The sequence below is a fragment of the Halomonas smyrnensis AAD6 genome (assembly GCF_000265245.1).
Taxonomy (GTDB): Bacteria; Pseudomonadota; Gammaproteobacteria; order Pseudomonadales; family Halomonadaceae; genus Halomonas; species Halomonas smyrnensis.
The window spans coordinates 199,994-221,833 of the sequence record NZ_AJKS02000003.1 but is presented as its reverse complement, the minus strand read 5'-3'; the positions used below and the strand labels follow the sequence as shown (position 1 = coordinate 221,833).

The following is a 21,840-nucleotide window of genomic DNA, read 5'->3' as shown; positions in this document are numbered from 1 at the left end:
CATAGGTGGGCGGGGCGTGCGTCACGGTCGCGCTAAAGCTAGCATTGGTGTCTCGACGGCGAAATATGAAACTTACTTCACATGAAGCGTATCCGCATCACGCCGGCCTGGCACTTCAGCGACGAGGCCGGTAACCAGCTCGATCCCAAGCTGTTCGGCCTGCTCGAGGCGGTGCATCGGCACGGCAAGCTGACCCGGGCCGCCGAGTCGGTGGGCATCTCCTATCGCCATGCCTGGAACCTGCTCAACAAGTGGGGCGAGTTCTTCGGCATCGCCCTGGTCGACCTCGAACGCGGCAAGGGCGCGCGGCTGTCGCCGCTGGGCGAGAAGCTGCTGTGGGCCGAACAGCGGGTGATCGCCCGGCTGGGGCCGCAGCTGGAGAGCCTTGGCTCCGAGCTCAACCTCGCCATTCAGCAGGCGCTGGAGGGCGTCAAGCCGGTGCTGCGCCTCTACGCCACCCACGGCTATGCCGTCGAGCTGCTGCCGGCCTACCTCGATGAGCTGCGTCTCGATCTCCAATATTGTAGTTCTCGCGAGGCCCTTTCGGCGCTGCATCGCGGCGCCTGCGACCTGGCCGGTTTTCATCTGCCGCGGGGTGAGGTCGGCGCGCGGGTGATCCGTGGCTATCGTGACCTGCTCAAGCCGCGCAGCTATCGGGTGATCCGCTTCATCACCCGGCGCCAGGGCCTGATAGTGGCGCCGGGCAATCCGCTGGGCATCGAGGGCTTGAGTGATCTGGCCAAGGGCGAGGTGCGTTTCATTAATCGCCAGGCGGGCTCGGGGACTCGGGCGCTGCTGGACGGCCTGTTGGAAGGGGAGGGGCTGGCGAGCCGGCGCATCCGCGGCTACGAGCTCGAGGAATATACCCACTCGGCGGTGGCGGCCTATGTCGCCGCCGGCATGGCGGAGGTCGGCTTCGGGGTGGAGGCGGCGGCCCGGCGCTTCGGGCTCGACTTCGTGCCGCTGGCGCTGGAGGACTACCTGCTGGTCGGTCACCGTCGCAGCCTGGCGGAGCCGAAGCTGCAGTCGCTGTGTCAGGTGATCGCCGGCGAGGCGTTCCAGGCGGCGGTGCGGGAGCTGCCGGGGTATCGACCGGATCGCTGCGGCCAGGTGGATGGGATCGAGGCGCTGTTTGCGGACTAGTTCGCCCGGCGCGACGTCAGGCGCGTTGAGGGGGCGTCAGGCAAGCCTCGGGGTGAGGTTTTCTTGTACAATAGTTATGTTTTTACCTTGCTGTGTATGACTATTGCGGAGGAAACGGCATGCTGAACTGGCTCAAGCGAGACCCGCTCAAGAAGCTCCAGCAGCAGTACGAGCAGAAGCTGGAGCAGGCGATGACGGCCGCGCGCAATGGCGACATGCGGGCCAACGCGGCCCTGACCGAGCAGGCCGAGGCGCTGCGGGCGGAGATAGAGCGGCAGAAGGGCTGAGGGCGCCGGCCGGATCGCCGCGGCCAGGTGGAGGGTATCGAGACGCCGTTTGGCCAGCGCTGGCCCCGCCGGGCGGGGGGCCGGGAATCAGGCGTTGGCGCCCTGCTCGGCGCGCCGCCTGGCGACCGATTGGCCGGCGATGCCGAAGTCCTGGGGCGCGATGTCATCGAGCATCACGCGTACGCTCTCGGGCGTGCAGTCGATGGCCTCGACGCAGGCGGCGGTGACCTTCTCGATCAGCGCTTCCTTCTGCTCGGCGCTGCGGCCTTCGATCAGCTGGATGTTGATGTTGGGCATGGGGCCTCCTCGAGGGCAGTGTCCTCCCTCGCCCGTGGCGGGCGAGGGAGGACGCGGATCAGCACAGGGCGTCGAGCTTTTCCTTGAGCAGGGCGTTGACCTGCTGGGGGTTGGCGGTGCCGCGGGAGGCCTTCATCACCTGGCCGACGAAGTAGCCGATCATCTTGCCGCGCTTGTCGGGCTCGGCGTCGCGGTACTGGGCGACCTGGGCCGGGCTGTCGGCGATCACCTGGTCGATCATCGCCTCGATGGCGCCGGTGTCGGTGACCTGCTTCAGGCCCTTGGCCTCGATGATGGCGTCGGCGGAGTCGCCTTCGCCGTGCCACAGCGCCTGGAACACCTGCTTGGCGGCCTTGCCGTTGATGGTGTCGTCCTTGACCCGGGCCACCAGCCCGCCGAGCTGGTCGGCGGAGACCGGGCTGTCGACGATCGCCAGGCCCTCGCGGTTCAGGGCGCCGGACAGCTCGCCCTGTACCCAGTTGGCGGCCTGCTTGGCGTCGCCGCAGACGGCGTGGACCCGCTCGAAGTACTCGGCCATGGCGCGGCTCGCCGAGAGCACGCCGGCGTCGTAGGCGGAGAGGCCGAGCTCGCTCTGGAAGCGCTCGCGCTTGGCGGCCGGCAGTTCCGGCAGCTGGCCGCGCAGGTGGTCGACGTAGGCCTGGTCGAGCACCACCGGCAGCAGGTCGGGGCAGGGGAAGTAACGGTAGTCGTTGGCCTCCTCCTTGGTGCGCATGCTGCGGGTCTCGTCGGCCTCGGGGTCGTAAAGACGGGTCTCCTGGACCACCGTGCCGCCGTCCTCGAGCAGCTCGATCTGGCGCTCGACCTCGAACTCGATGGCGCGCTCGACGAAGCGGAAGGAGTTGACGTTCTTGATCTCGGCGCGGGTGCCGAAGGCGTCCTGGCCCTTGGGACGCACCGAGACGTTGACGTCGCAGCGCATCGAACCCTCGGCCATGTTGCCGTCGCTGATGCCCAGATAGGTCACGATGGAGTGGATCGCCTTGAGGTAGGCCGCGGCCTCCTTGGCCGAGCGCATGTCGGGCTCGGAGACGATCTCCAGCAGCGGCGTGCCGGCGCGGTTGAGGTCGATGCCGGTCATGCCGTGGAAGTCCTCGTGGAGCGACTTGCCGGCGTCCTCCTCGAGGTGGGCGTGGTGCACGCGGATGCGCTTGCTCTCGCCGTCGTCGAGCAGGATCTCGACCTCGCCCGGGCCGACGATCGGCTCATACATCTGGCTGGTCTGGTAGCCCTTGGGCAGGTCCGGATAGAAGTAGTTCTTGCGGTCGAACACCGAGAGCTCGGGGATCTCGGCGTGGATGCCCAGGCCGAACTGCACGGCCATGGCCACCGCCTGCTCGTTGAGCACCGGCAGCACGCCCGGCAGGCCGAGGTCGACGGCGCAGGCCTGGGTGTTGGGCTCGGCGCCGAACGCGGTGGAGGCGCCGGAGAAGATCTTGGAGCGGGTGGCGAGCTGGACGTGGACCTCCAGCCCGATCACGGTTTCCCATTGCATCAGGCGGTCTCCTCGGCAAGGTCAGGACGGCGCAGGTGCCAGTCGGTGGCCTGCTGGAACTGGTGGGCGACGTTGAGCAGCTGGGCCTCGGCGAAGTGGGTGCCGAGGATCTGCAGGCCCACTGGGCGGCCGCCGGCGAAGCCGGCCGGCACGCTGATGCCGGGGATGCCGGCCAGGTTGACGGCGATGGTGTAAATGTCCTGCAGGTACATCGACACCGGGTCCTTGTTGGCGCCCAGGTCGAAGGCCGGGGTCGGCGAGGCCGGGCCCATCAGCACGTCGACCTCCTCGAAGGCGTCGAGGAAGTCCTGGCGGATCAGTCGGCGGACCTTCTGCGCCTGCTTGTAGTAGGCGTCGAAGAAGCCCTCGGAGAGGGTGTGGGTGCCGATCAGGATGCGCCGCTTGACCTCCTCTCCGAAGCCCTCGCCCCGCGAGCGCTTGTAGAGGTCGATCAGGTCGGTCGGATTCTCGCAGCGGTGGCCGAAGCGCACGCCGTCGAAGCGCGACAGGTTCGAGGAGGCCTCGGCCGGCGCGATCACGTAGTAGGCCGGGATCGCATAGTGGGTATGCGGCAGGCTGACCTCGCGCACCGTGGCACCGAGCGACTCATAGACGCGGATCGCCTCGCGCACCGCGCGCTCGACCTCGGCGGACAGGCCGTCGCCGAAGTACTCCCTGGGCAGGCCGATCTTGAGGCCGGACAGCGGGGCCTCGAGGCCCTCGGTGTAGTCCGGCACGCCGCGCGCCACGCTGGTGGAATCGCGCAGGTCGTGGCCGGCGATGGCGCCGAGCAGGTGGGCGCAGTCCTCGGCGGTGCGGGCCATGGGGCCGGCCTGGTCGAGGCTCGAGGCGTAGGCGATCATGCCGTAGCGCGAGACGCGGCCGTAGGTCGGCTTCAGGCCGGTGATGCCGCAGAAGGCCGCCGGCTGACGGATCGAGCCGCCGGTGTCGGTGCCGAGCGCCGCCGGCACCAGGCCTGCGGCCACCGCGGCAGCGCTGCCGCCGGAGCTGCCGCCGGGCACGGCACCGAGGTCCCAGGGATTCTTCACCGCGCCATAGAAGCTGTTCTCGTTGGACGAGCCCATGGCGAATTCGTCCATGTTGGTCTTGCCGAGGCTCAGGGTGCCGGCGGCGGCCAGCTTCTCGACCACGCTGGCGTCGTAGGGCGCGTCGAAGTTGTCGAGCATCCGCGAGCCGCAGCTGGTCTTCACGCCCCGGGTGCAGAAGATGTCCTTCAGCGCCAGCGGCAGGCCGGTCAGCGGGCCGGCCTCGCCCCGGGCCCGGGCGGCGTCGGCGGCATCGGCAGCGGCCAGGGCCTGCTCGCCGGTGACGGTGATAAAGCTGTTGAGCGCGCCGTCATGGCGCTCGATGCGCGCGAGCAGATGCTCGGTCAGCTCGCGGCTGGAGAACTCGCCGGCCGCCAGGGCGGCGGCGAGTCCGGTCAGTGTCTGGTCGTGCATGGGGCCGGGGCTCCGTGATGACATGTCATTGACGACGAAAGAGGGAGGCGGTCACTCGACGACCCGCGGCACCAGATAGAGGCCGTTCTCCACCGCCGGGGCGCAGCGCTGGAAGGTCTCGCGCTGGTCGGTCTCGGTGACCTCGTCGGCGCGCAGGCGCTGGGTGGCGTCCAGCGGGTGGGCCAGCGGGGCGACGCCGTCGGTGTCGATCGACTGCAGCTGGTCGGCCATCTCCAGGATGCGGCCCAGGTCGTCGAGATAGCGGTCGGCCTCACCCTCGTCCAGGCCGAGACGGGCCAGGTGGGCGGCCCGGAGAACGTCTGCGTGTTCAAGCGCCATGATCGGGTGTCCTCGAAAGGGTGGCAGAAAAGACCGCAGAAGTTACCACATTCGCGTCACGGCGGGCAGGGGCCAGGGGCGTGGCGCTTGCCGCTAGGGGGGTGCAGTGATACGGTTTGCCCCCGCACAGGGTCCCCGGTCTGCACTAGGTAACGACTTCATGTTCAAACGTTTGAGGGGGCTGTTTTCCAGCGATCTGTCGATCGACCTGGGGACGGCCAATACGCTGATTTATGTCCGCGGGCGCGGTATCGTGCTCGATGAGCCGTCGGTGGTGGCGATTCGTCAGTCCGGCAACATGCGCAGCGTGGCCGCCGTGGGTGCCGACGCCAAGCGCATGCTGGGCCGCACGCCGGGCAATATCACCGCCATCCGGCCGATGAAGGACGGCGTCATCGCCGACTTCACCGTGACCGAGCAGATGCTGCAGTACTTCATCCGCAAGGTCCATCAGAGCACCTTCCTGACGCCGAGCCCTCGGGTGCTGGTCTGCGTGCCCTGCATGTCGACCCAGGTCGAGCGCCGCGCCATCAAGGAGTCCGCCGAGGGCGCCGGGGCCCGCGAAGTGTTCCTGATCGAGGAGCCCATGGCCGCGGCCATCGGTGCCGGCCTGCCGGTCGAGGAAGCCCAGGGGTCGATGGTCGTCGACATCGGTGGCGGCACCAGCGAGATCGCCATCATCTCGCTCAACGGCGTGGTCTACTCCGAGTCCATCCGCGTAGGCGGCGACCGCTTCGACGAGGCGATCATCGCCTACGTGCGTCGCCACTACGGCAGCCTGATCGGCGAGTCCACCGCCGAGCGCATCAAGGAAGAGATCGGTTGCGCCTACCCCGGCGGCGAGCTGCGCGAGATCGACGTGCGTGGCCGCAACCTGGCCGAGGGCATTCCGCGCAGCTTCACCCTGAATTCCCACGAGATCCTCGACGCCCTCCAGGAGACGCTGGGCTCCATCGTCGCCGCGGTGAAGAGCGCCCTGGAACAGTCGCCCCCCGAGCTGGCCTCCGACATCGCCGAGCGCGGCCTGGTGCTGACCGGCGGCGGCGCGCTGCTGCGCGACCTCGACAAGCTGATCGCCGAGGAGACCGGGCTGCCGGTGGTGGTCGCCGAGGATCCGCTGACCTGCGTGGCCCGCGGCGGCGGCAAGGCCCTCGAGATGATCGATCAGCATACGTTCGAGCTGCTCTCCAGCGACTGACCGGGGCAGCCCTGCTGGATGGAAGCGCTGGCCGGGATCGGTCGCCCCCGGGTGGCCGGCCCCGGTGTTCGCGCGACATGACCGGTATGTCCCCTGCAAACGGAATGTCGCCATGGCGGACCGGCGCCCTGGCGGGGCCGAGCAGTATGGCGTCGCGGGATAAGGCCCGACGCCGTCAAGGAGAATAGGGAGAGGACGCCATCAAACCGCTGTTCTCGCACGGCTCGGTGCCGGGATATCGCATGCTGCTGTGCGTGCTCCTCGCCGTGGCCCTGATGTTTGCCGATCTGCGTTTCACGCGCATGGAGCCCGTGCGGGCCCAGCTGTCGACGCTGGTGGCGCCGATCCAGTGGCTGGTCAGCCTGCCCAGCGACGCCCTCAACTGGGCGTCGCTGGCGTTTTCCGACCAGCGTGAGCTGCTCGACGAGAACCGCCAGCTGCGCGAGCAGATCCTGACCCTCTCGCATCGCGTCCAGCGCATGGCCAGCCTGACCGCCGAGAACGTGCGGTTGCGCGAGCTGCTGGATGCCACCCGCGAGCATGACATTCCCTTCATCACCACCGAGCTGTTGTCGCTCGACCCGGATCCCTTCAGCCACCGCATGGTCATCGACCGCGGGCAGCGTGACGGCGTCTTCGTCGGCCAGCCAGTGATGGATGCCGCCGGGCTGGTGGGGCAGGTGACCTCGGTGTCGGCCTATGCCAGCCGGGTGCTGATGGTGTCCGATGCCAGCCACTCGCTGCCGATTCAGGTCAACCGCAACAATCTGCGCTTCATTCTCCAGGGCACCGGCCAGTACGACGCACTCGGCGTGTTGCATGTGCCGGACACCGCGGATATCCGCGAGGGCGACCTGCTGATGACCTCGGGGCTGGCCGGCCGCTTCCCGCCCGGCTATCCGGTGGCGCGGGTCACCTCGGTGGTCCACGATCCCGGCGAGCCCTTCGCCCAGGTGAAGGCCCGCCCGGTGGCCCAGCTGCAGCGTGCCCGCCACTTCCTGCTGCTGTTCCCGCCCGAGCCTCCCGAGGCGCCGGGTCGCGGCGGCTGGACGGTGGCGCTCGATCCGGCGGCCGTCGAGGCGGCGGTGGAGATGATCGGCCCCGCCGAGGAGGACGAATAATGGCCGCACGCGCGACGGCGAGCCTGCCCTGGATCTGGCTTACCCTGCTGCTGGCGCTGTGCCTGCAGGTGCTGCCGCTGGCCGATGGCTGGCAGATCTGGCGCCCGGACTGGCTGGGGCTGATGCTGATCTACTGGTGCATGAAGGCGCCGCAGAAGGTCGGGGTCTTCCACGGCTTCGTGCTGGGCATCCTGCTCGACCTGATCCAGGGTGCGCCGCTGGGGCAGAACGCGCTGTTGCTCTCGCTGCTGGCCTTCCTGTGCGCCTTGGTCTATCCGCGCTTCCGCGCCTATTCGCTGCTGCAGCAGGCGGTGCTGATCCTGGTGCTGCTGGGGACGGTGCAGCTGGTGGAGCAGTGGCTGCGCACCCTGCTGGGGCCCTTCGCGATCCATCTTTCCTTCCTGCTGCCCTCGGTGATCGGGGCGCTGCTGTGGCCCTGGCTGACCACGCTGTTCCGCGCCTTCCGGCGCCGCGGCAGCGAGGAGTGAGCCGCATGGCGATGCCCGATGCCACCACCGATGCCCCCGAGCCGCCGCTGATCCGGCTGGCGTCGGCCTCGCCGCGCCGACGCGAGCTGCTGGCCGGCGTCGGCGTGACGGCCGAGGTGCGGCCGGTCGATCTCGACGAGACGCCGCGGCCAGGCGAAGCGCCCGAGGCCTATGTCCGGCGCCTGGCCGAGGAGAAGGCCCGGGCCGGGGCGGTGGGCAGCGCGCTGCCGACGCTCGGCTCCGACACCGCGGTGGTGTGTGACGACGCCATCCTCGGCAAGCCGCGGGACCGCGAGCACGCCGCCGCCATGCTGCGCTCGCTGTCCGGGCGATCCCATCGGGTGCTGACCGCGGTGGCCGTGACCGGCCCGGCGGGGCTGCTGAGCACCTGCGTGACGACGCGCGTCTGGCTGCGCGAGATCACCGATGCCGAGATCGCCGCCTACTGGGCGACCGGCGAGCCCGTCGACAAGGCCGGTGGCTACGCGATCCAGGGGCGGGCGGCGCTGTTCGTGTCGCGCCTGGAGGGCAGCCATTCCGCGGTGGTCGGCCTGCCGCTGTTCGAGACCGCCGAATTGCTGGCCCGACAGGGCGTGCCGCTGTGGAACCGCGCTATGCCATAATGCCTCGAGTTTCCTCTGGACAAGGATTTCCGCATGAGCGGTGAAGTACTGATCAACCTGACCCCGATGGAGACCCGGGTCGCCGTGGTGGAGAACGGCGTGCTCCAGGAAGCCTTCATCGAGCGGGCCCGGCGCCGCGGCATCGTCGGCAACATCTACAAGGGCAAGGTGGTCCGGGTGCTGCCGGGCATGCAGGCCGCCTTCGTCGACATCGGCCTCGATCGGGCGGCCTTCATTCATGCCCACGAGGTGATGCCGTCGGGGACGCCGGCCGACGAGCAGGTCTCCATCGGTCACCTGCTCCACGAGGGGCAGTCGCTGGTGGTGCAGGCCACCAAGGATCCGATCGGCTCCAAGGGCGCACGCCTGACCACGCATCTCTCGGTGCCGTCGCGCTACCTGGTCTACATGCCGGACTCTCCGCACAACGGCGTCTCCCAGCGCATCGAGGACGAGCGCGAGCGCGAGCGGCTGCGCGAGCTGGTCGAGGCCGCCCAGGCGGAGCAGACCCTGGAGGTGACCGGCGGCTTCATCGTGCGCACCGCCGCCGAGGGCGTCACGCATGAGGAAATGGCCGGCGACATGCACTTCCTGCTGCGCCTGTGGCGCAGGGTCAGCGAGCGCAAGATCACGGCCTCGGCCCCCAGCGTCATCTATGACGACCTGCCGCTGTTCATGCGCACCCTGCGCGACGTGATGCGGGACGACATCGAGAAGGTGCGCATCGACTCCCGCGAGAACCACGTCAAGCTGCTGGAGTTCGCCGAGGAGTTCATGCCCTCGGCGGTGGAGCGCATCGAGCACTACGCCGGCGAGCGGCCGATCTTCGATCTGTTCAGCGTCGAGGACGAGATCCAGAAGGCGCTGGGGCGCAAGGTGCAGCTCAAGTCCGGCGGCTACCTGGTGATCGATCCCACCGAGGCGATGACCACCATCGACGTCAACACCGGCGGCTTCGTGGGGCATCGCAATCTCGAGGAAACCATCTTCAAGACCAACCTCGAGGCCGCCACCGCCATCGCCCGTCAGCTGCGGCTGCGCAACCTGGGCGGCATCATCATCATCGACTTCATCGACATGGAGGAGCCCGAGCATCAGCGCCAGGTGCTCCGCGTGCTGGAGAAGTCGCTCGAGCGCGATCACGCCAAGACCAAGTGCACCGGCGTCACCGAGCTGGGGCTGGTCCAGGTGACGCGCAAGCGCACCCGCGAGAGCCTCGAGCAGACCCTGTGCGAGGCCTGCCCGTCCTGTCACGGTCGCGGCACCCTCAAGACGCCGGAATCGGTGTGCTACGAGATCTTCCGCGAGATCCTGCGCGAGGAGCGGGCCTACAGCGCCGAGACCTACACGGTGCTGGCCTCGCAGCCGGTGGTCGATCGCCTGCTCGACGAGGAGTCCGCGGCCGTCGCCGATCTGGAGGAGTTCATCGGCAAGACCATCCGCTTCCAGGTCGAGGCCCACTACTCCCAGGAACAGTACGACATCGTGCTGATGTGAGCCCATGTCGAGGACCCGCCTGGCCATTCGCTGGACCCTGACGCTGCTGGCGGCGGCGCTCACCCTGGTGGCGCTGCTCACCCTGGTGCTGCGCCTGCTGCTCGGCCAGGTCGACCAGCTGACGCCCCGCCTCGAAGCGCTGCTCTCGGCGCGCTTCGATGCCGCGGTGCATCTGGACACCCTCGACGGCGGAGTGTCCGGCCTCGATCCCGAGCTCGCGCTGCGCGGGCTCTCGCTGCGTGCGGCCAGCGGCGACCGGCCCCTGCTCGAGCTCGGCGACGCTCGTCTGCGGCTCGATGCCGGCGCCAGCCTGCGCGACGGCATGCCGGTGGTGGCCGATGCACGGCTGTCCGACATCACCCTGCACCTCTACCAGGCCGCGGACGGTCGCTGGCGCTGGCCGGAGCCGGCCGATGTGCCCCCCGAACTGATTCCCGACGGCCAATTCGACCTCGATCGCCTGGACTTCTGGGTCGGGGTGCTGCTGCGCCAGCGCGCCTGGGCCGAGAACATCGAGCTGGTGCTCCACGGCCGCGAGCGCGAGGCGGTGCTGGAGGCGCCGCGTCTGCTGATGGTCGGCGACGCCCGGCGCACGCATCTGGAGGGGCGGGTACGGCTGCGCGGCCGGTCGGGAGAGGCCGCGAGGGTGGTCATGGAGCTGGTGCCGGGCGAGGGGCTCGACGACTTCGGCGCGGCCCTGCAGGCCGACATGAGTCTCGACAGCCTCACCGGGCTGTCGTCGCTGTTCGGCGTCGAGGCGCTGCCGGACTTCGATGACCTGACGGGCGAGGCACGACTATGGGGACGCTGGACCCATGGGCGCCTGGCCGATGCGCGCCTCGACGTCACCTCGCCACGACTGGCGCTGAGCCGGCCGGACGATGACGCGGCCGCGGCGCCGGACATCGTGCTGGAGAACGCCACGCTGCGCGGCCAGTGGCGACGCGCGGCCGGTGCGGAGGACTGGCAGGCCTGGGTACAGGCCGATGCCGATCAGACCGCCGGCCCCGAGGCCTCGTCCGCGTCGCGCGCCCTGCCGCGGGACTGGTACCTGCGGGGCAACGACAGCGACTGGTGGCTCACCACCGGCCCCTTCGATCTCGAGGCCCTGGCCGCCTGGCGCTCGCATCTGCCGCTGCCGGAGGCGCTGGACCGCGGCGTGGCCACGCTGGCCCCGCGCGGGCGCGTCGATGCCCTCGGCGCCGGCCTGAGAGACGGCACCTGGCGGGCCCGGGTCAGTGCCAGCGGGGTGAGCGTGGCGCCCTGGGAAAAGGCCCCGGGCGGCGGTCCGCTGGCGCTGTGGCTGGAGGCCGACGGCAATCACGGCAGCGTGCGCTTCGTCGGCGGCGAGGGCACGGAACTGGCTTTCCCCGAGGTCTTCGAGGCGCCGATGTCGCTCGACCATGCCAGCGGCGAGGTGAGCTGGCGCTACGACGGCGAGCGCGGCTTCGTCAGCGGACGGCAGCTCTCGGCGGGCTGGCGCGGCGCCGAGGTGAGCGGCGATTTCGGCCTGGCCACCGGGGGCCCCGGGCGCGGCGGCTTCGGTCTCGCGCTGGATTTCCGCGACGTGGACGCCCGCTCTCGGCCGCTGGTCGACTGGCTGCCGATGGTGCTGCTGCGCGAGGAAGCCCCGGCGCTCGCCGACTGGCTGTCCGCCGGGCTGGCCGGGCGGGTGCCCGCGGGCGCGCTGCGCCTGCACGTGCCGCTGCGCGACGAGCAGACCGGGCTTGCCTCCATCGAGCCGACGCTGGATCTGGATCTCGACGTCGAGGAGGGGCGGCTGCCGTTCGCCGACGGCTGGCCGGCGCTGGACGGCGTGGCCGGCCGCCTGCGCCTGCGTGGCGAGACCCTCGAGGCCGAGGTGGACACCGCCGAGAGCCTGGGCATCCGTACCCGCGAGGCCGAGGTGCGCCTCGAGGACGATCGACTGTCGGTCAGCGGGCCGCTCGTCGCCGACGCGCCGGCGCTGGCGCGCTATCTCGCCGCGATGCCCGTGGACGGCATCGAGGCGGTCGCCGACTGGCAAGGCGAGGGAAGCGTCGAGGCCGATCTCGACCTCGAGATGGCGCTCGACGATGCCGACTCGCTGCGTCTCGACATCGCCGGCGACGCCGATCTGACGCGCCTGACCCATTCGGCCAGCGGGCTGGTCTTCCACGACATCACGGGACCGCTGGCCTGGCATCAGCGCGGCGAGGCGGGCTCCCTCGACGGCCGCCTGAGCGGGCGGCTGCTGGGCGGGCCGGTCGACGCCGAACTGGCCACCGGCGAGGGGCGTGTCGCGCTGTCGGGCACCGCCCGGCCCGGGGCGCTCACCGCGCTGGGTGCGCCGGCCGGCATCGGCGACGTGCTCGCCGGCCCGCTGGCCTGGCGCGGCAGCGTCGATCTCGATGCCGACACGCCGACCCTGAGCCTGTCGAGCGAGCTGCGTGACCTGGCCATTGCGCTGCCGGCGCCGCTGGGCAAGGCGGCCGGCACGCCGCGGGACCTGCGCCTGACCTTCGCCCTGGCCGAGTCCGGGCCCTGGTCGGGCCGCCTGGGCACGAGCCTCGGCTGGCGCTGGCGCCCCGGACGCGGCGGTCAGGGCCAGGCCTGGCTCGGGCGGGAGGCGCCCGCGACCTGGCCCGGCGAGCCCGGCTGGACGCTGCAGGCCTATCTGCCGCGCTTCGATGCCCGGGCCTGGGGCAGCGCCCTGGCGCCGCTGTCCGGCGGGGCGCTCGAGGGTTCCGCCGGCGGCTCGGGCCGCAGCCCCATCGCCCATCTGATGCTGGATACCGACTGCCTGAGCGTCGAGCAGCGCTGTCTGGGCTCGATGATCGTCGAGGGCCAGCCGCTGGCCCGCGGCTGGGAGCTGGCGCTGGACGGCAGCCTGCTGACCGGCCGCCTGGCCTATCGGCCGGACCTTGCCCAGCCGCTCGACGTGTCGCTGGCGCGGCTGCGCCTCGATGGCCTGCTGCCGGCCGAGTCGGCCCCGGCCTTGGAGGGGGGCGGCCGCCTGCTCGAGGAGCTCGAGGTGCCGCCGACGCCGGCCGCCATGCCGGCCTCGCTCGGCGCGCTGCCGGCGGGCCGGCTGAGCGTCGACGAGCTGAGCTATCAGGGCCGACCGTTCGGCCCCCTGAACGCCCAGTGGCGGACCGAGTCGGACCGCCTGGTGATCGATCCGCTGGCGCTGACGCTGGGCGAGATCGACGCCCGGGGCAGCCTGACCTGGGAGGCCGCCGGCCCCGAGGCCAGCCTGACCCGGGCGCGGCTGGACGTGGACGGCCGCGATCTGGGCAGCGCCCTGGAGGCGCTCGGCCAGCCGGTGGCGATCCGCAACGCCGACACTCAGGTCGACGGTCAGCTGGCCTGGCCCGGTGCCCCCTGGCAGTTCGCCCTGGCGCGTTCCCGGGGCAACCTGGCGGTGGCGCTGCGTGACGGTCGCTTCGTCAACCTGGAGTCGCCCTCGGCGCGGCTGGTCGGTCTGCTCAACGTGGACAACCTGCTGCGCCGGCTGACCCTGGACTTCTCCGACGTCACCGGGCAGGGCACCGCCTTCGATCGTGTCAGCGGCGATGCGACCCTGTATGGTGGAGTGCTGGAGACCCGCGGTCCGGTCGAGATCGAGGGTCCGGCCACCCGCTTCACCCTCGACGGCAGCGTCGACCTGGCGCGGCGGGAACTCGACCAGCGTCTGGGCATCACACTGCCGGTGAGCAACAACCTGCCCCTGGCGGCGGTGATCGCCGGGGCGCCGGTGGTCGGAGGGGCGCTGTTCATCGCCGACAAGCTGTTCGGCGACGCCCTCGACCGCGTGACCCGAATTCACTATCGCGTGGAGGGGCCCTGGACCTCGCCGCGCATCGCTCTGGAAAGTGCCGAATGACATCACACACGCAACCCCTGCTCGACCAGGCCGCCGAGGCGCTGCTGACCCCCGGCGGGCTCGATCTCGATGCCCTGGACACCGGCCTCGGCCACGCCATGGGCGCCGGCATCGACTACGCCGATCTGTATTTCCAGCGCAGCTGGCATGAGGGCTGGGTGCTGGAGGACGGTGAGGTCAAGGAGGCCAGCTACAACATCGACGGCGGCGTCGGCGTGCGTTCCCTGGCCGGCGAGAAGACCGGCTTCGCCTACTCCAACCAGATCTCCATGGAAGCCCTGGCCGAGACCGGCCGCACCGCCGCCGGCATCGTGCGCAGCGGCCGGAAGGTGGATGCCGCCCCGCGCGTGGTGACGGCGCCGGCCGCCCGCTACGCCGGCATCGATCCGCTGGCCGGACTCTCCGCCGACGAGAAGGTCGCCATGCTCAAGGAGGCCGATCGCGTGGCCCGGGCCGCCGACCCGTCGGTGAGCCAGGTCAGCGCCTCGCTGACCGGCGTCTACGAGGTGGTGCTGGTGCGTGCCAGCGACGGCACCCTGGCCGCCGACGTGCGGCCGCTGGTGCGCTTCAACGTCAGCGTGATCGCGGTGCGCGACGGCCGCCGCGAGCGCGGCAGCGCCGGCGGCGGTGGCCGCTATCCGATGTCCCGCCTGCGCGACGAGAACGTCGCCGAGCGCTTCGCCAAGGAGGCGGTGCGTCAGGCGCTGGTCAATCTCGACGCCGTGGATGCCCCGGCCGGCCAGATGCCGGTGGTGCTGGGCGCCGGCTGGCCGGGCATCCTGCTCCACGAGGCGGTGGGGCATGGCCTCGAAGGCGACTTCAATCGCAAGGGAAGCTCGGCCTTCGCCGGCCGCATGGGCGAGCGCGTGGCCGCGCCCGGGGTGACCGTGGTCGATGACGGCACTCTGGCCGACCGCCGCGGTTCGCTGTCCGTCGACGACGAGGGCACGGCGACCCAGTGCACCACGCTGATCGAGGACGGCATCCTCACCGGCTACATGCAGGACAAGCTCAACGCCCGGCTGATGGGCATGGCGCCCACCGGCAACGCCCGCCGCGAGTCCTTCGCTCACATGCCGATGCCGCGCATGACCAACACCTACATGCGCGCCGGCCAGGACGATCCCGCCGACATCATCAAGAGCGTCTCCCGCGGCATTTATGCCGTGAGCTTCGGCGGCGGCCAGGTGGACATCACCTCCGGCAAGTTCGTGTTCTCGGCCAGTGAGGCCTATCTGATCGAGGACGGCCGCATCACCGCGCCGGTCAAGGGCGCGACCCTGATCGGCAACGGCCCGGAGGCCATGGGCCGCGTGTCGATGATCGGCCATGACCTGGCGCTGGATACCGGCATCGGCGTGTGCGGCAAGGAAGGGCAGGGTGTGCCGGTGGGCGTCGGTCAGCCGACGCTGAAGCTCGACGAGCTGACCGTCGGCGGCACCCAGTCGTAGCAAGGAAGCCGCTGCGGAACGGAACTGATGGGGATGGGCGCCGGGGACAAGGTGAAGCGAGGGTTTTTGCCATGGGTGAGGTGATTCTCGCCGAACGGGTTGGCCATGGATGGCCAGCACCGGTCCTGCAAGCGAAGCAGGATGCGAGAGCGCCGCAGGGCAAAAGTAGCGCCCAGGGATGGGTTCACAGCGCCTCGCGGAGCCTTGTCGCCGGGAAGGCCCATCCCTGGCTGGTCGACTGAGAGATAGCGTCTTGGGCTTTTTGAGGCGTCTTACAGCTCGGCGGTCTCGCGGATCAGCTTGAACAGCCGGCGGGCGTTGGTCGGCGGCTTGCCCTGATCGCGCTCGCGGCGAGCATTGCGGATCAGCTGGCGCAGGGCCTGGCGGTCGACGTCGGGGTAGTCGGCGATGAAGGCCTCGAGGGCGTCGTCGTTCTCGATGAGGCGATCGCGCCACTGCTCCAGGCGATGGAAGGCGTGGTCGCGGCGCAGCTGCTCGCGGTCCATCTCGTCGAACACCGCCTGGATGCCCTCGAGGTCCTCGCGGCGCATCAGCTTGCCGACGTACTGCATGTGCCGGCGGCGGGCCTCGCGGGCGCGGATGCGGCCGGTTTCCTCGATGGCCGCCAGCAGGTCGTCGGACAGTGGGAAGCGGTCGCGTTCGGCCTCGCGCATGGCGATCAGCCGTTCGCCGAGCTCCTGGAGGGCATGCATCTCGCGCTTGAGCTGCGACTTGCTGGGCCGTTCGTCGGCCGGAGAGAAATCATCTTGGGTCATGCGGCGTCCTGATTCATGAGAGGGGCGTTAGGCATCGGCCCAGTATACCAGCCCGCCGCGTCGGGCTGGCCAAACGACCATGTTGTGTATCGGCCGCGTGGCCGGTCGAGTGAGGAGTCAAGACGATGACACAGGCTTTCGATGCCGTCGCCCAGCAGTCGCTGCTGGAAACCCGCGCCGAGGCGGCCCTGGCGCTGGCCCTCCGGCTCGGCGCCGATGCCTGCGAGGTGGGCGCCAGCGTCGACCAGGGCGTGGGTGTCAACGTGCGCGAGGGCGAGGTCGAGACCGTCGAGCTGTCCCGCGATCAGGGCATCGCGGTGACCGTCTATGTCGGCCAACGCAAGGGCAGTGCCTCGTCCACCGATGCCTCGGAGGCGTCGATCCGGGACGTGGTCGAGAAGGCCATGGCCATCGCCCGCTATACCGGCGAGGATCCGGCCTCGGGGCTCGCCCCGGCCGAGCTGATGGCCCGGGAACTGCCGGACCTCGACGTCCATCACCCCTGGGCGCTGTCCACCGAGGAGGCGGTCGAGCTGGCGCTGGCCTGCGAGAATGCCGGGCGCGGCCAGGCGGGTATCAAGAGCTCCGACGGCGCGGGGCTGTCCAGCGGCGAGGGCGTGCGCGTCTATGCCAACAGTCACGGCTTCCTGGGCAGTCAGCGCGGCAGCCGCCATTCGCTGTCCTGCATGCTGATCGCCGAGGACGAGCACGGCATGCAGCGCGACTACGACTACACCAGCGCCCGCGATCCTCGTGAGCTGCTGGCCCCCGAGGCGGTGGGCGAGAGCGCCGCCCGGCGCACCCTGCGTCGGCTCGGCGGCCAGCGCCCGGCCACCGGGCGGATGCCGGTGCTGTTCGATCCGAGCCTGGCGTCGGGGCTGGTCGGCAGCTTCCTCGGCGCCATCGCCGGCGGGGCCCTCTATCGCCAGTCCTCCTTCCTGTGCGACCGCCTCGGCGACGCGCTCTTCCCCGAGTGGTTCTCGCTTCAGGAGAAGCCGCGACTGATGCGCGGCATGGCCAGCAGCGCCTTCGACGGCGATGGCGTGGCGACCCGCGACAACGTCTTCATCGACCAGGGGCGGCTGGCCAGCTACATGCTGTCAGCCTACAGCGCGCGGCGGCTGGGCATGGAGACCACCGGCAACGCCGGCGGCGCCCGCAACCTGCGCCTCACCGCGCCGCTCGAGTCCCAGGAGGCCCTGCTCGCGCGCATGGATCGCGGCGTGCTGGTCACCGAGCTGATGGGCCAGGGCGTCAACGGCGTCACCGGTGACTACTCCCGCGGCGCCGCGGGCTTCTGGGTCGAGAACGGCCGCATCCAGCATCCGGTGGAGGAATTCACCATCGCCGGCAACCTGGCGACGATGTTCCAGGGGCTGGTCGGCGTCGGCGACGACATCGACACCCGCGGCAGCATCCACACCGGCAGCTGGCTGATCGACGAGATGACCGTGGCCGGCAGCTGAGTCGGCCACGGTAACGACACTCCAAACACAAAGCCCGCGAGATACTCGCGGGCTTTCTTGTGCGCTCAGGCGCGGCGTGGTCGTGGCCCGAGGGCCGGTATTCAGCGTTTCGGGCGGTAGTGCTCGTCCACACCCAGCCGCTCGAGCAGGCGGGTGAACAGGAAGGCCTCGTCGCCCTTGAGCGAGCGGCTCAGGCAGTCCAGATACTCGCGGCGCGGATAGCGCCACCAGCGCGGCGCCTTGTAGGCATCGAGGTCGATGGCGATCAGCCGGCCGTCGCGAACCAGGAAGTTGTTGGTGTGCAGGCCGCGGCAGTGAATGCCGTGACGGTCGAAGGCGACCAGGGCGTCCAGATACTGCTCCTGCAGGTCCGGGGAGTCGAGGATCAGCTGCTTGAGCGGCTCGCCGTGCACGTTCTCGGTGACCAGCCGATAGGGGCGAGCCTCGACGATGGGCGGCGTGGCGATGCCGAGGGCTTCCAGGCGTGAGGCGACGAGGGCGAAGTTGCGCCCCGGATAGGGGCGAATGCGCAGCAGGTAGCGCAGCCGATCGACGGGCTTGGGCTGGAAGGTCTTGATGAAGTGGTCGCGCTCGGGGTCGAAGTGGACCCGGGAATACTTGCCGGTCTGGATCAGCTGCATGGTCTTGCTCGGTAGAGGAATGGCGTCGTCGACGGGCGGAGCATCACACTTCTTCGTCGAAGCGGGCCTCGAACAGGGCTTCCAGCGCGTCCAGCACCGCCTCGCCGTCGTCGCCGTCGGCCTCCAGGGTCAGCTCGGTGCCGCAGGGGGCCGCCAGCATCAGCAGCGCCATGATGTTGGCGGCATCGGCCTGCTGGTCGCCGTGGCAGACGATGACCCGCGAGGCGAAGGGCTGGCAGCACTGCACCAGGCGGGTGGCGGCGCGGGCGTGCAGGCCGCGCTTGTTGGTCAGGGTGAGCTTGCGGCTGGGCACGTGACTAGCGATCCTTGGCGTCGTTCGGGGCGGGGAGCGTGAGTTGCAGGCCGAGCTCGCGGTGACGCAGGCGAACGCCGGCCTGGGTCTCGGCGAGGCGCCGGGACAGCCGCTCGGCCAGGTAGGTGGAGCGATGCTGACCGCCGGTGCAGCCGATCGCCACGGTCAGGTAGCTGCGCTGGCTGGCCCGGTAGCGGGGCAGCCAGCGCTCGACCCAGGACAGGATGTCGGCGGCCATCTCGTCGACCACCGGATAGCTCTCGAGGAAGGCGATCACGCTGTTGTCGCGGCCGGTCGCCTCGCGCAGCTGCGGGTCCCAGTAGGGGTTGGGCAGGCAGCGGACGTCGAACACGATATCGGCGTCGAGCGGCACACCGCGCTTGAAGCCGAAGGACTCGAGGGTCAGCGTCAGCCCTTCGCGGCGATGGCCGGCCACCTGGTCGGTGATGCGGCCGCGCAGGTCGTGCACCGAGAGTCGCGAGGTGTCGATCAGCAGGTCGGCGAGGTCGCGGATCTCTGCCAGGGCGTCTTCCTCGCGGTCGATCGCCTCGGCCAGCGTCATCTCGGTGTCCCGAGTCAGGGGGTGTCGGCGCCGGGTGGCGGAATAGCGCTCCAGCAGGATGCGAGCGTCGGTGGTCAGATAGATCACCTGGCACTGGATGTCGCGGGAGCGGACGTCCTCGAGCAGCGCCGGGAAGCGCTCCAGGGCGTGGGGCAGGTTACGGGCGTCGATGCTGACCGCCACGGCGCTGCGCAGGGACTGACCGCTGCGCAGCTCGTCGACCAGCGGGCCAAGCAGCATCGCCGGCAGGTTGTCGATGGCGTAGAAGCCGAGGTCCTCGAGGGCCTGCAGGGCGATCGACTTGCCGGAGCCGGAGCGTCCGCTGATGATGACGAGCTGCATGACGGGTCGGGTCTCCTGGTCGAGGCGGCGGCGCTCAGCCGCGACCGCTGGCGGCCGGTGCCTGTCGTCGGATGGCGTCGAGGAGGCTGTCGTGAAGCTCGCGCTGGCTGCCGGCCCGGCGCAGGGCGCTGCGGGTCTCGGCATCGTTCATCACGCTGGCCACCTGGCCGAGCAGGGCAAGGTGGGCGTCGTCGGCTTCCTCGGGAACCAGCAGCACGAACACCAGGTCGACGGGTTCGCCGTCGATGGCATCGAAGTCGACCGGTTCGGCGAGCTTGAGAAAGCCGGCGATGGGCGCCTTGCAGTGCGGGTTGCGGGAGTGGGGAATGGCAACCCCGTGCCCGATGCCGGTGCTGCCCAGCCGTTCGCGCCCGATCAGCCGGCTGAAGACTTCCTGGCTGTCGAGACTCGGAATGTTCTGGGCAATGAAGGTGCTGAAGAATTCCAGCACCCGTTTCTTGCTCCCCCCGGGCACGCCGAAGAGGGTGCGCTCGGGGGGAAGTATGGTTTCAAGAGACATGACTCAGCGGACGCTTGCGGCGCCCTGGGCGCGGGCCTGGGTCTTTTCCTTGTGCTTGACGAGCTGGCGGTCCAGCTTGTCGGCAAGGGCGTCGATGGCGGCGTACATGTCGGCATCCATCGCTTCGGCGTGCAGATCGGCACCGGCGGCGTGCAGCGTGCAGGCGGCCTGCTGGCGTTCTTTTTCGACGGAGAGCGTGACCTGAACGGTGGTGATGTTGTCGTAGTGACGTTCCAGGCGGGAGAGCTTCTCCTGCACGTAGTCACGCAGGGGCTCGGTCAATTCCACGTGATGGCCGGTGAGGTTGACTTGCATGACACGCTCCTTGCTCCTTGGGTGGTGACTCGATTGTAACCCTTTTTGATGCCTTGCAAACCCCCCGCGACAGACGCGTTTTCACGCTCTGGAAATCGCCTTCGGCGGGGTCTCAGCCGAGGCGTTTTCGCTGGCTGGAAGACGGGATGTGCATCGCTTCGCGATACTTGGCGACGGTGCGACGGGCGACCTCGATGCCCTCCTCGGCGAGCAAGGTGACCAGCTTGCTGTCGGACAGCGGCTTGCGCGGCGGCTCGCCCTCGATCAGCTTGCGGATGCGGGCGCGGATCGCGGTGCTGGAGTGGGCGTCCTCGCCGTCGCCTACCTGGCTGGAGAAGAAGTACTTGAGCTCGAAGACGCCGCGCGGCGTGTGGATGAACTTCTGGGTGGTGACCCGGGAGATGGTCGATTCGTGCATCTCCACGGCCTGGGCGATGTCGGCCAGGATCAGCGGCTTCATGGCTTCCTCGCCGCGCTCGAGGAACTCGATCTGGCGGGTCATCACCTCGTGGCCGACCCGCAGCAGGGTATCGTTGCGGCTGGCCAGGCTCTTGATCAGCCAGCGCGCCTCCTGCAGGTGGTCCTTGAGAAACTGGTTGTCGTCGCTCTTGTCCGCGCGCTTGATCAGTGCCGCGTAGTCGGGCTGGATGCGTAGCCTCGGCATCGCCTCGGGGTTGAGCTCGACGCGCCAGCCCTGGGGGGTGTGGCGGGCGATCAGGTCGGGAATCACGTAGTCGCTGTCGCCGCTGGCGAATTCGCTGCCCGGCCGTGGGTCGAGGCCGCGGATCAGGGCGATGACCTCGTCGAGGGTGTCGTCATCGAGCCCCAGGCGCCGCTTGAGCAGCCGGCGATCGTTGCCGGCCAGGGCCTCCAGGAACTGGCGCACCAGGCGCCGGGCCTGGGGCAGCAGCGGGGTGTCGTCGGGCAGGGTGGCGAGCTGCAGCAGCAGGCACTCGCGCAGATCGCGGGCGAACACCCCGGTGGGCTCGAACTGCTGCAGGCGCAGCAGCACCGCTTCGACCTCGCGGGTGGCGAGCCCCTCGAGGCCCTGGGCGCGCAGGCCATCGCGCAGCTCGTCCAGCGGCTGATCCAGATAGCCGTCCGGGGTCACGGCATCGATCAGGCTCTCGGCGATGCGCCTCTCGCGCTCATCGAGACCGCTCATCGCCAGCTGCCAGACGAGATGGCTCTGCAGGCTCTGGCCGGCGGCCTGGCGCTCGAAGTCGGGGGCCTCACCGCTGCCGCCGGCGTCCTGGAAGGTGTCGGACCAGTCGCTGTCGACGCTGAGCTCTTCCGGGATCTCGTCCGACCAGTCGTCGTCCGGCGTCTCGCTGACGGCCTGTTCGCCGAAGTCGTCCTCGAGCTCGAGCATGGGATTGGCCTCGAGGGCCTGCTGGACCTCCTGGCGCAGATCGAGGGTCGAGAGCTGCAGCAGGCCGATGGCCTGCTGCAGCTGAGGGGTCATGGTCAGCTGGGTGCCGACACGCAGTTGAAGGGATGCCTTCATGGCCATGGGCGAGCGGTCCGATCCTGCGGTGAAGAGGTCTTCCACCCTAGTGCCCGGGCGTCCGCCATGCAAGCGTGTTCGCAGCAATTAGCGTGCCAACGGCAATCACCATGCCC

At 69.9% G+C, this 21,840-nt stretch carries 21 protein-coding genes; 10 read left to right on the top strand and 11 right to left on the bottom strand.

Annotation, left to right across the window (positions count from 1 at the left end; genetic code table 11):
• The first annotated feature begins 81 nt into the window (after positions 1 to 81).
• Positions 82 to 1,143, top strand: coding sequence for a substrate-binding domain-containing protein (locus tag UYS_RS0205200; RefSeq protein WP_016854448.1), 1,062 nt, complete (start codon positions 82 to 84; stop codon positions 1,141 to 1,143).
• Between the two features lie 119 nt (positions 1,144 to 1,262).
• The gene (locus tag UYS_RS18385) at positions 1,263 to 1,430 is read left to right on the top strand and encodes a DUF6435 family protein (RefSeq protein ID WP_016854447.1); all 168 of its coding nucleotides are present in this window, start codon (positions 1,263 to 1,265) and stop codon (positions 1,428 to 1,430) included.
• 87 nt (positions 1,431 to 1,517) lie between these two features.
• Here UYS_RS18385 and UYS_RS0205190 read toward each other — a convergent pair whose 3' ends face one another.
• Genes UYS_RS0205190 through gatC form a run of 4 tightly spaced genes read right to left on the bottom strand, consistent with a single transcriptional unit; the run spans position 1,518 to position 5,039 of the window.
• Positions 1,518 to 1,727, bottom strand: a complete 210-nt coding sequence (locus UYS_RS0205190) for a tautomerase family protein (RefSeq protein WP_016854446.1) — start codon at positions 1,725 to 1,727, stop codon at positions 1,518 to 1,520.
• 58 nt (positions 1,728 to 1,785) lie between these two features.
• The gene (gatB, locus tag UYS_RS0205185; protein WP_016854445.1) at positions 1,786 to 3,240 is read right to left on the bottom strand and encodes an Asp-tRNA(Asn)/Glu-tRNA(Gln) amidotransferase subunit GatB; all 1,455 of its coding nucleotides are present in this window, start codon (positions 3,238 to 3,240) and stop codon (positions 1,786 to 1,788) included.
• Positions 3,240 to 4,700, bottom strand: a complete 1,461-nt coding sequence (gatA, locus tag UYS_RS0205180; protein WP_016854444.1) for an Asp-tRNA(Asn)/Glu-tRNA(Gln) amidotransferase subunit GatA — start codon at positions 4,698 to 4,700, stop codon at positions 3,240 to 3,242. Before gatA ends, gatB begins: the two co-directional genes overlap by 1 nt.
• Before the next feature lie 51 nt (positions 4,701 to 4,751).
• Positions 4,752 to 5,039, bottom strand: a complete 288-nt coding sequence (gene gatC, locus UYS_RS0205175; RefSeq protein ID WP_016854443.1) for an Asp-tRNA(Asn)/Glu-tRNA(Gln) amidotransferase subunit GatC — start codon at positions 5,037 to 5,039, stop codon at positions 4,752 to 4,754.
• A gap of 160 nt (positions 5,040 to 5,199) precedes the next feature.
• Between gatC and UYS_RS0205170 the strand changes: the two genes are divergently transcribed.
• From UYS_RS0205170 to tldD, 7 genes are all read left to right on the top strand, one after another.
• Positions 5,200 to 6,237, top strand: coding sequence for a rod shape-determining protein (locus tag UYS_RS0205170; protein WP_016854442.1), 1,038 nt, complete (start codon positions 5,200 to 5,202; stop codon positions 6,235 to 6,237).
• Between the two features lie 242 nt (positions 6,238 to 6,479).
• Positions 6,480 to 7,358 (top strand): rod shape-determining protein MreC, encoded by an 879-nt coding sequence (gene mreC, locus UYS_RS0205165; RefSeq protein ID WP_016854441.1) that lies wholly within the window; start codon positions 6,480 to 6,482, stop codon positions 7,356 to 7,358.
• Positions 7,358 to 7,846, top strand: a complete 489-nt coding sequence (gene mreD / locus UYS_RS0205160) for a rod shape-determining protein MreD (protein ID WP_016854440.1) — start codon at positions 7,358 to 7,360, stop codon at positions 7,844 to 7,846. The genes mreC and mreD overlap by 1 nt, the downstream gene beginning before the upstream one ends.
• 5 nt (positions 7,847 to 7,851) lie before the next feature.
• Positions 7,852 to 8,469: a Maf family protein gene (locus UYS_RS0205155; protein ID WP_016854439.1), complete on the top strand. Its 618-nt coding sequence runs from the start codon at positions 7,852 to 7,854 to the stop codon at positions 8,467 to 8,469.
• 33 nt (positions 8,470 to 8,502) lie between these two features.
• On the top strand, positions 8,503 to 9,966 hold the full coding sequence (rng, locus tag UYS_RS0205150) for a ribonuclease G (protein ID WP_016854438.1): 1,464 nt from the start codon (positions 8,503 to 8,505) through the stop codon (positions 9,964 to 9,966).
• 4 nt (positions 9,967 to 9,970) lie between these two features.
• Positions 9,971 to 13,831: a YhdP family phospholipid transporter gene (locus UYS_RS0205145; RefSeq protein ID WP_016854437.1), complete on the top strand. Its 3,861-nt coding sequence runs from the start codon at positions 9,971 to 9,973 to the stop codon at positions 13,829 to 13,831.
• Positions 13,828 to 15,282 carry a metalloprotease TldD gene (gene tldD / locus UYS_RS0205140; protein WP_016854436.1) on the top strand — a complete coding sequence of 485 codons (1,455 nt, stop codon included), beginning with the start codon at positions 13,828 to 13,830 and terminating at the stop codon, positions 15,280 to 15,282. The genes UYS_RS0205145 and tldD overlap by 4 nt, the downstream gene beginning before the upstream one ends.
• Positions 15,283 to 15,554: 272 nt before the next feature.
• Here the strand turns inward: tldD and yjgA are convergent, their stop codons facing one another.
• Positions 15,555 to 16,058, bottom strand: a complete 504-nt coding sequence (yjgA, locus tag UYS_RS0205135; RefSeq protein ID WP_016854435.1) for a ribosome biogenesis factor YjgA — start codon at positions 16,056 to 16,058, stop codon at positions 15,555 to 15,557.
• A gap of 125 nt (positions 16,059 to 16,183) precedes the next feature.
• Between yjgA and pmbA the strand changes: the two genes are divergently transcribed.
• Positions 16,184 to 17,524 carry a metalloprotease PmbA gene (gene pmbA, locus UYS_RS0205130; RefSeq protein WP_016854434.1) on the top strand — a complete coding sequence of 447 codons (1,341 nt, stop codon included), beginning with the start codon at positions 16,184 to 16,186 and terminating at the stop codon, positions 17,522 to 17,524.
• 101 nt (positions 17,525 to 17,625) lie between these two features.
• Here the strand turns inward: pmbA and UYS_RS0205125 are convergent, their stop codons facing one another.
• The 6 genes from UYS_RS0205125 to UYS_RS0205100 all read right to left on the bottom strand — a co-directional run bounded on the left by UYS_RS0205125 (position 17,626) and on the right by UYS_RS0205100 (position 21,730).
• Positions 17,626 to 18,165, bottom strand: a complete 540-nt coding sequence (locus UYS_RS0205125; protein ID WP_016854433.1) for a BUD32 family EKC/KEOPS complex subunit — start codon at positions 18,163 to 18,165, stop codon at positions 17,626 to 17,628.
• A 43-nt stretch (positions 18,166 to 18,208) separates the two neighbouring features.
• Positions 18,209 to 18,478 (bottom strand): HPr family phosphocarrier protein, encoded by a 270-nt coding sequence (locus tag UYS_RS0205120; RefSeq protein ID WP_016854432.1) that lies wholly within the window; start codon positions 18,476 to 18,478, stop codon positions 18,209 to 18,211.
• Between the two features lie 4 nt (positions 18,479 to 18,482).
• Complete coding sequence (gene rapZ, locus UYS_RS0205115) at positions 18,483 to 19,382, bottom strand: RNase adapter RapZ (RefSeq protein WP_016854431.1); 900 nt, start codon at positions 19,380 to 19,382, stop codon at positions 18,483 to 18,485.
• Positions 19,383 to 19,416: 34 nt separating this feature from the next.
• Positions 19,417 to 19,902, bottom strand: a complete 486-nt coding sequence (locus tag UYS_RS0205110) for a PTS sugar transporter subunit IIA (RefSeq protein WP_026068359.1) — start codon at positions 19,900 to 19,902, stop codon at positions 19,417 to 19,419.
• Positions 19,903 to 19,905: 3 nt separating this feature from the next.
• Positions 19,906 to 20,217, bottom strand: a complete 312-nt coding sequence (gene hpf / locus UYS_RS0205105; protein ID WP_016854429.1) for a ribosome hibernation-promoting factor, HPF/YfiA family — start codon at positions 20,215 to 20,217, stop codon at positions 19,906 to 19,908.
• Between the two features lie 112 nt (positions 20,218 to 20,329).
• Positions 20,330 to 21,730 carry an RNA polymerase factor sigma-54 gene (locus UYS_RS0205100; RefSeq protein WP_016854428.1) on the bottom strand — a complete coding sequence of 467 codons (1,401 nt, stop codon included), beginning with the start codon at positions 21,728 to 21,730 and terminating at the stop codon, positions 20,330 to 20,332.
• Between the last annotated feature and the right edge of the window lie 110 nt (positions 21,731 to 21,840).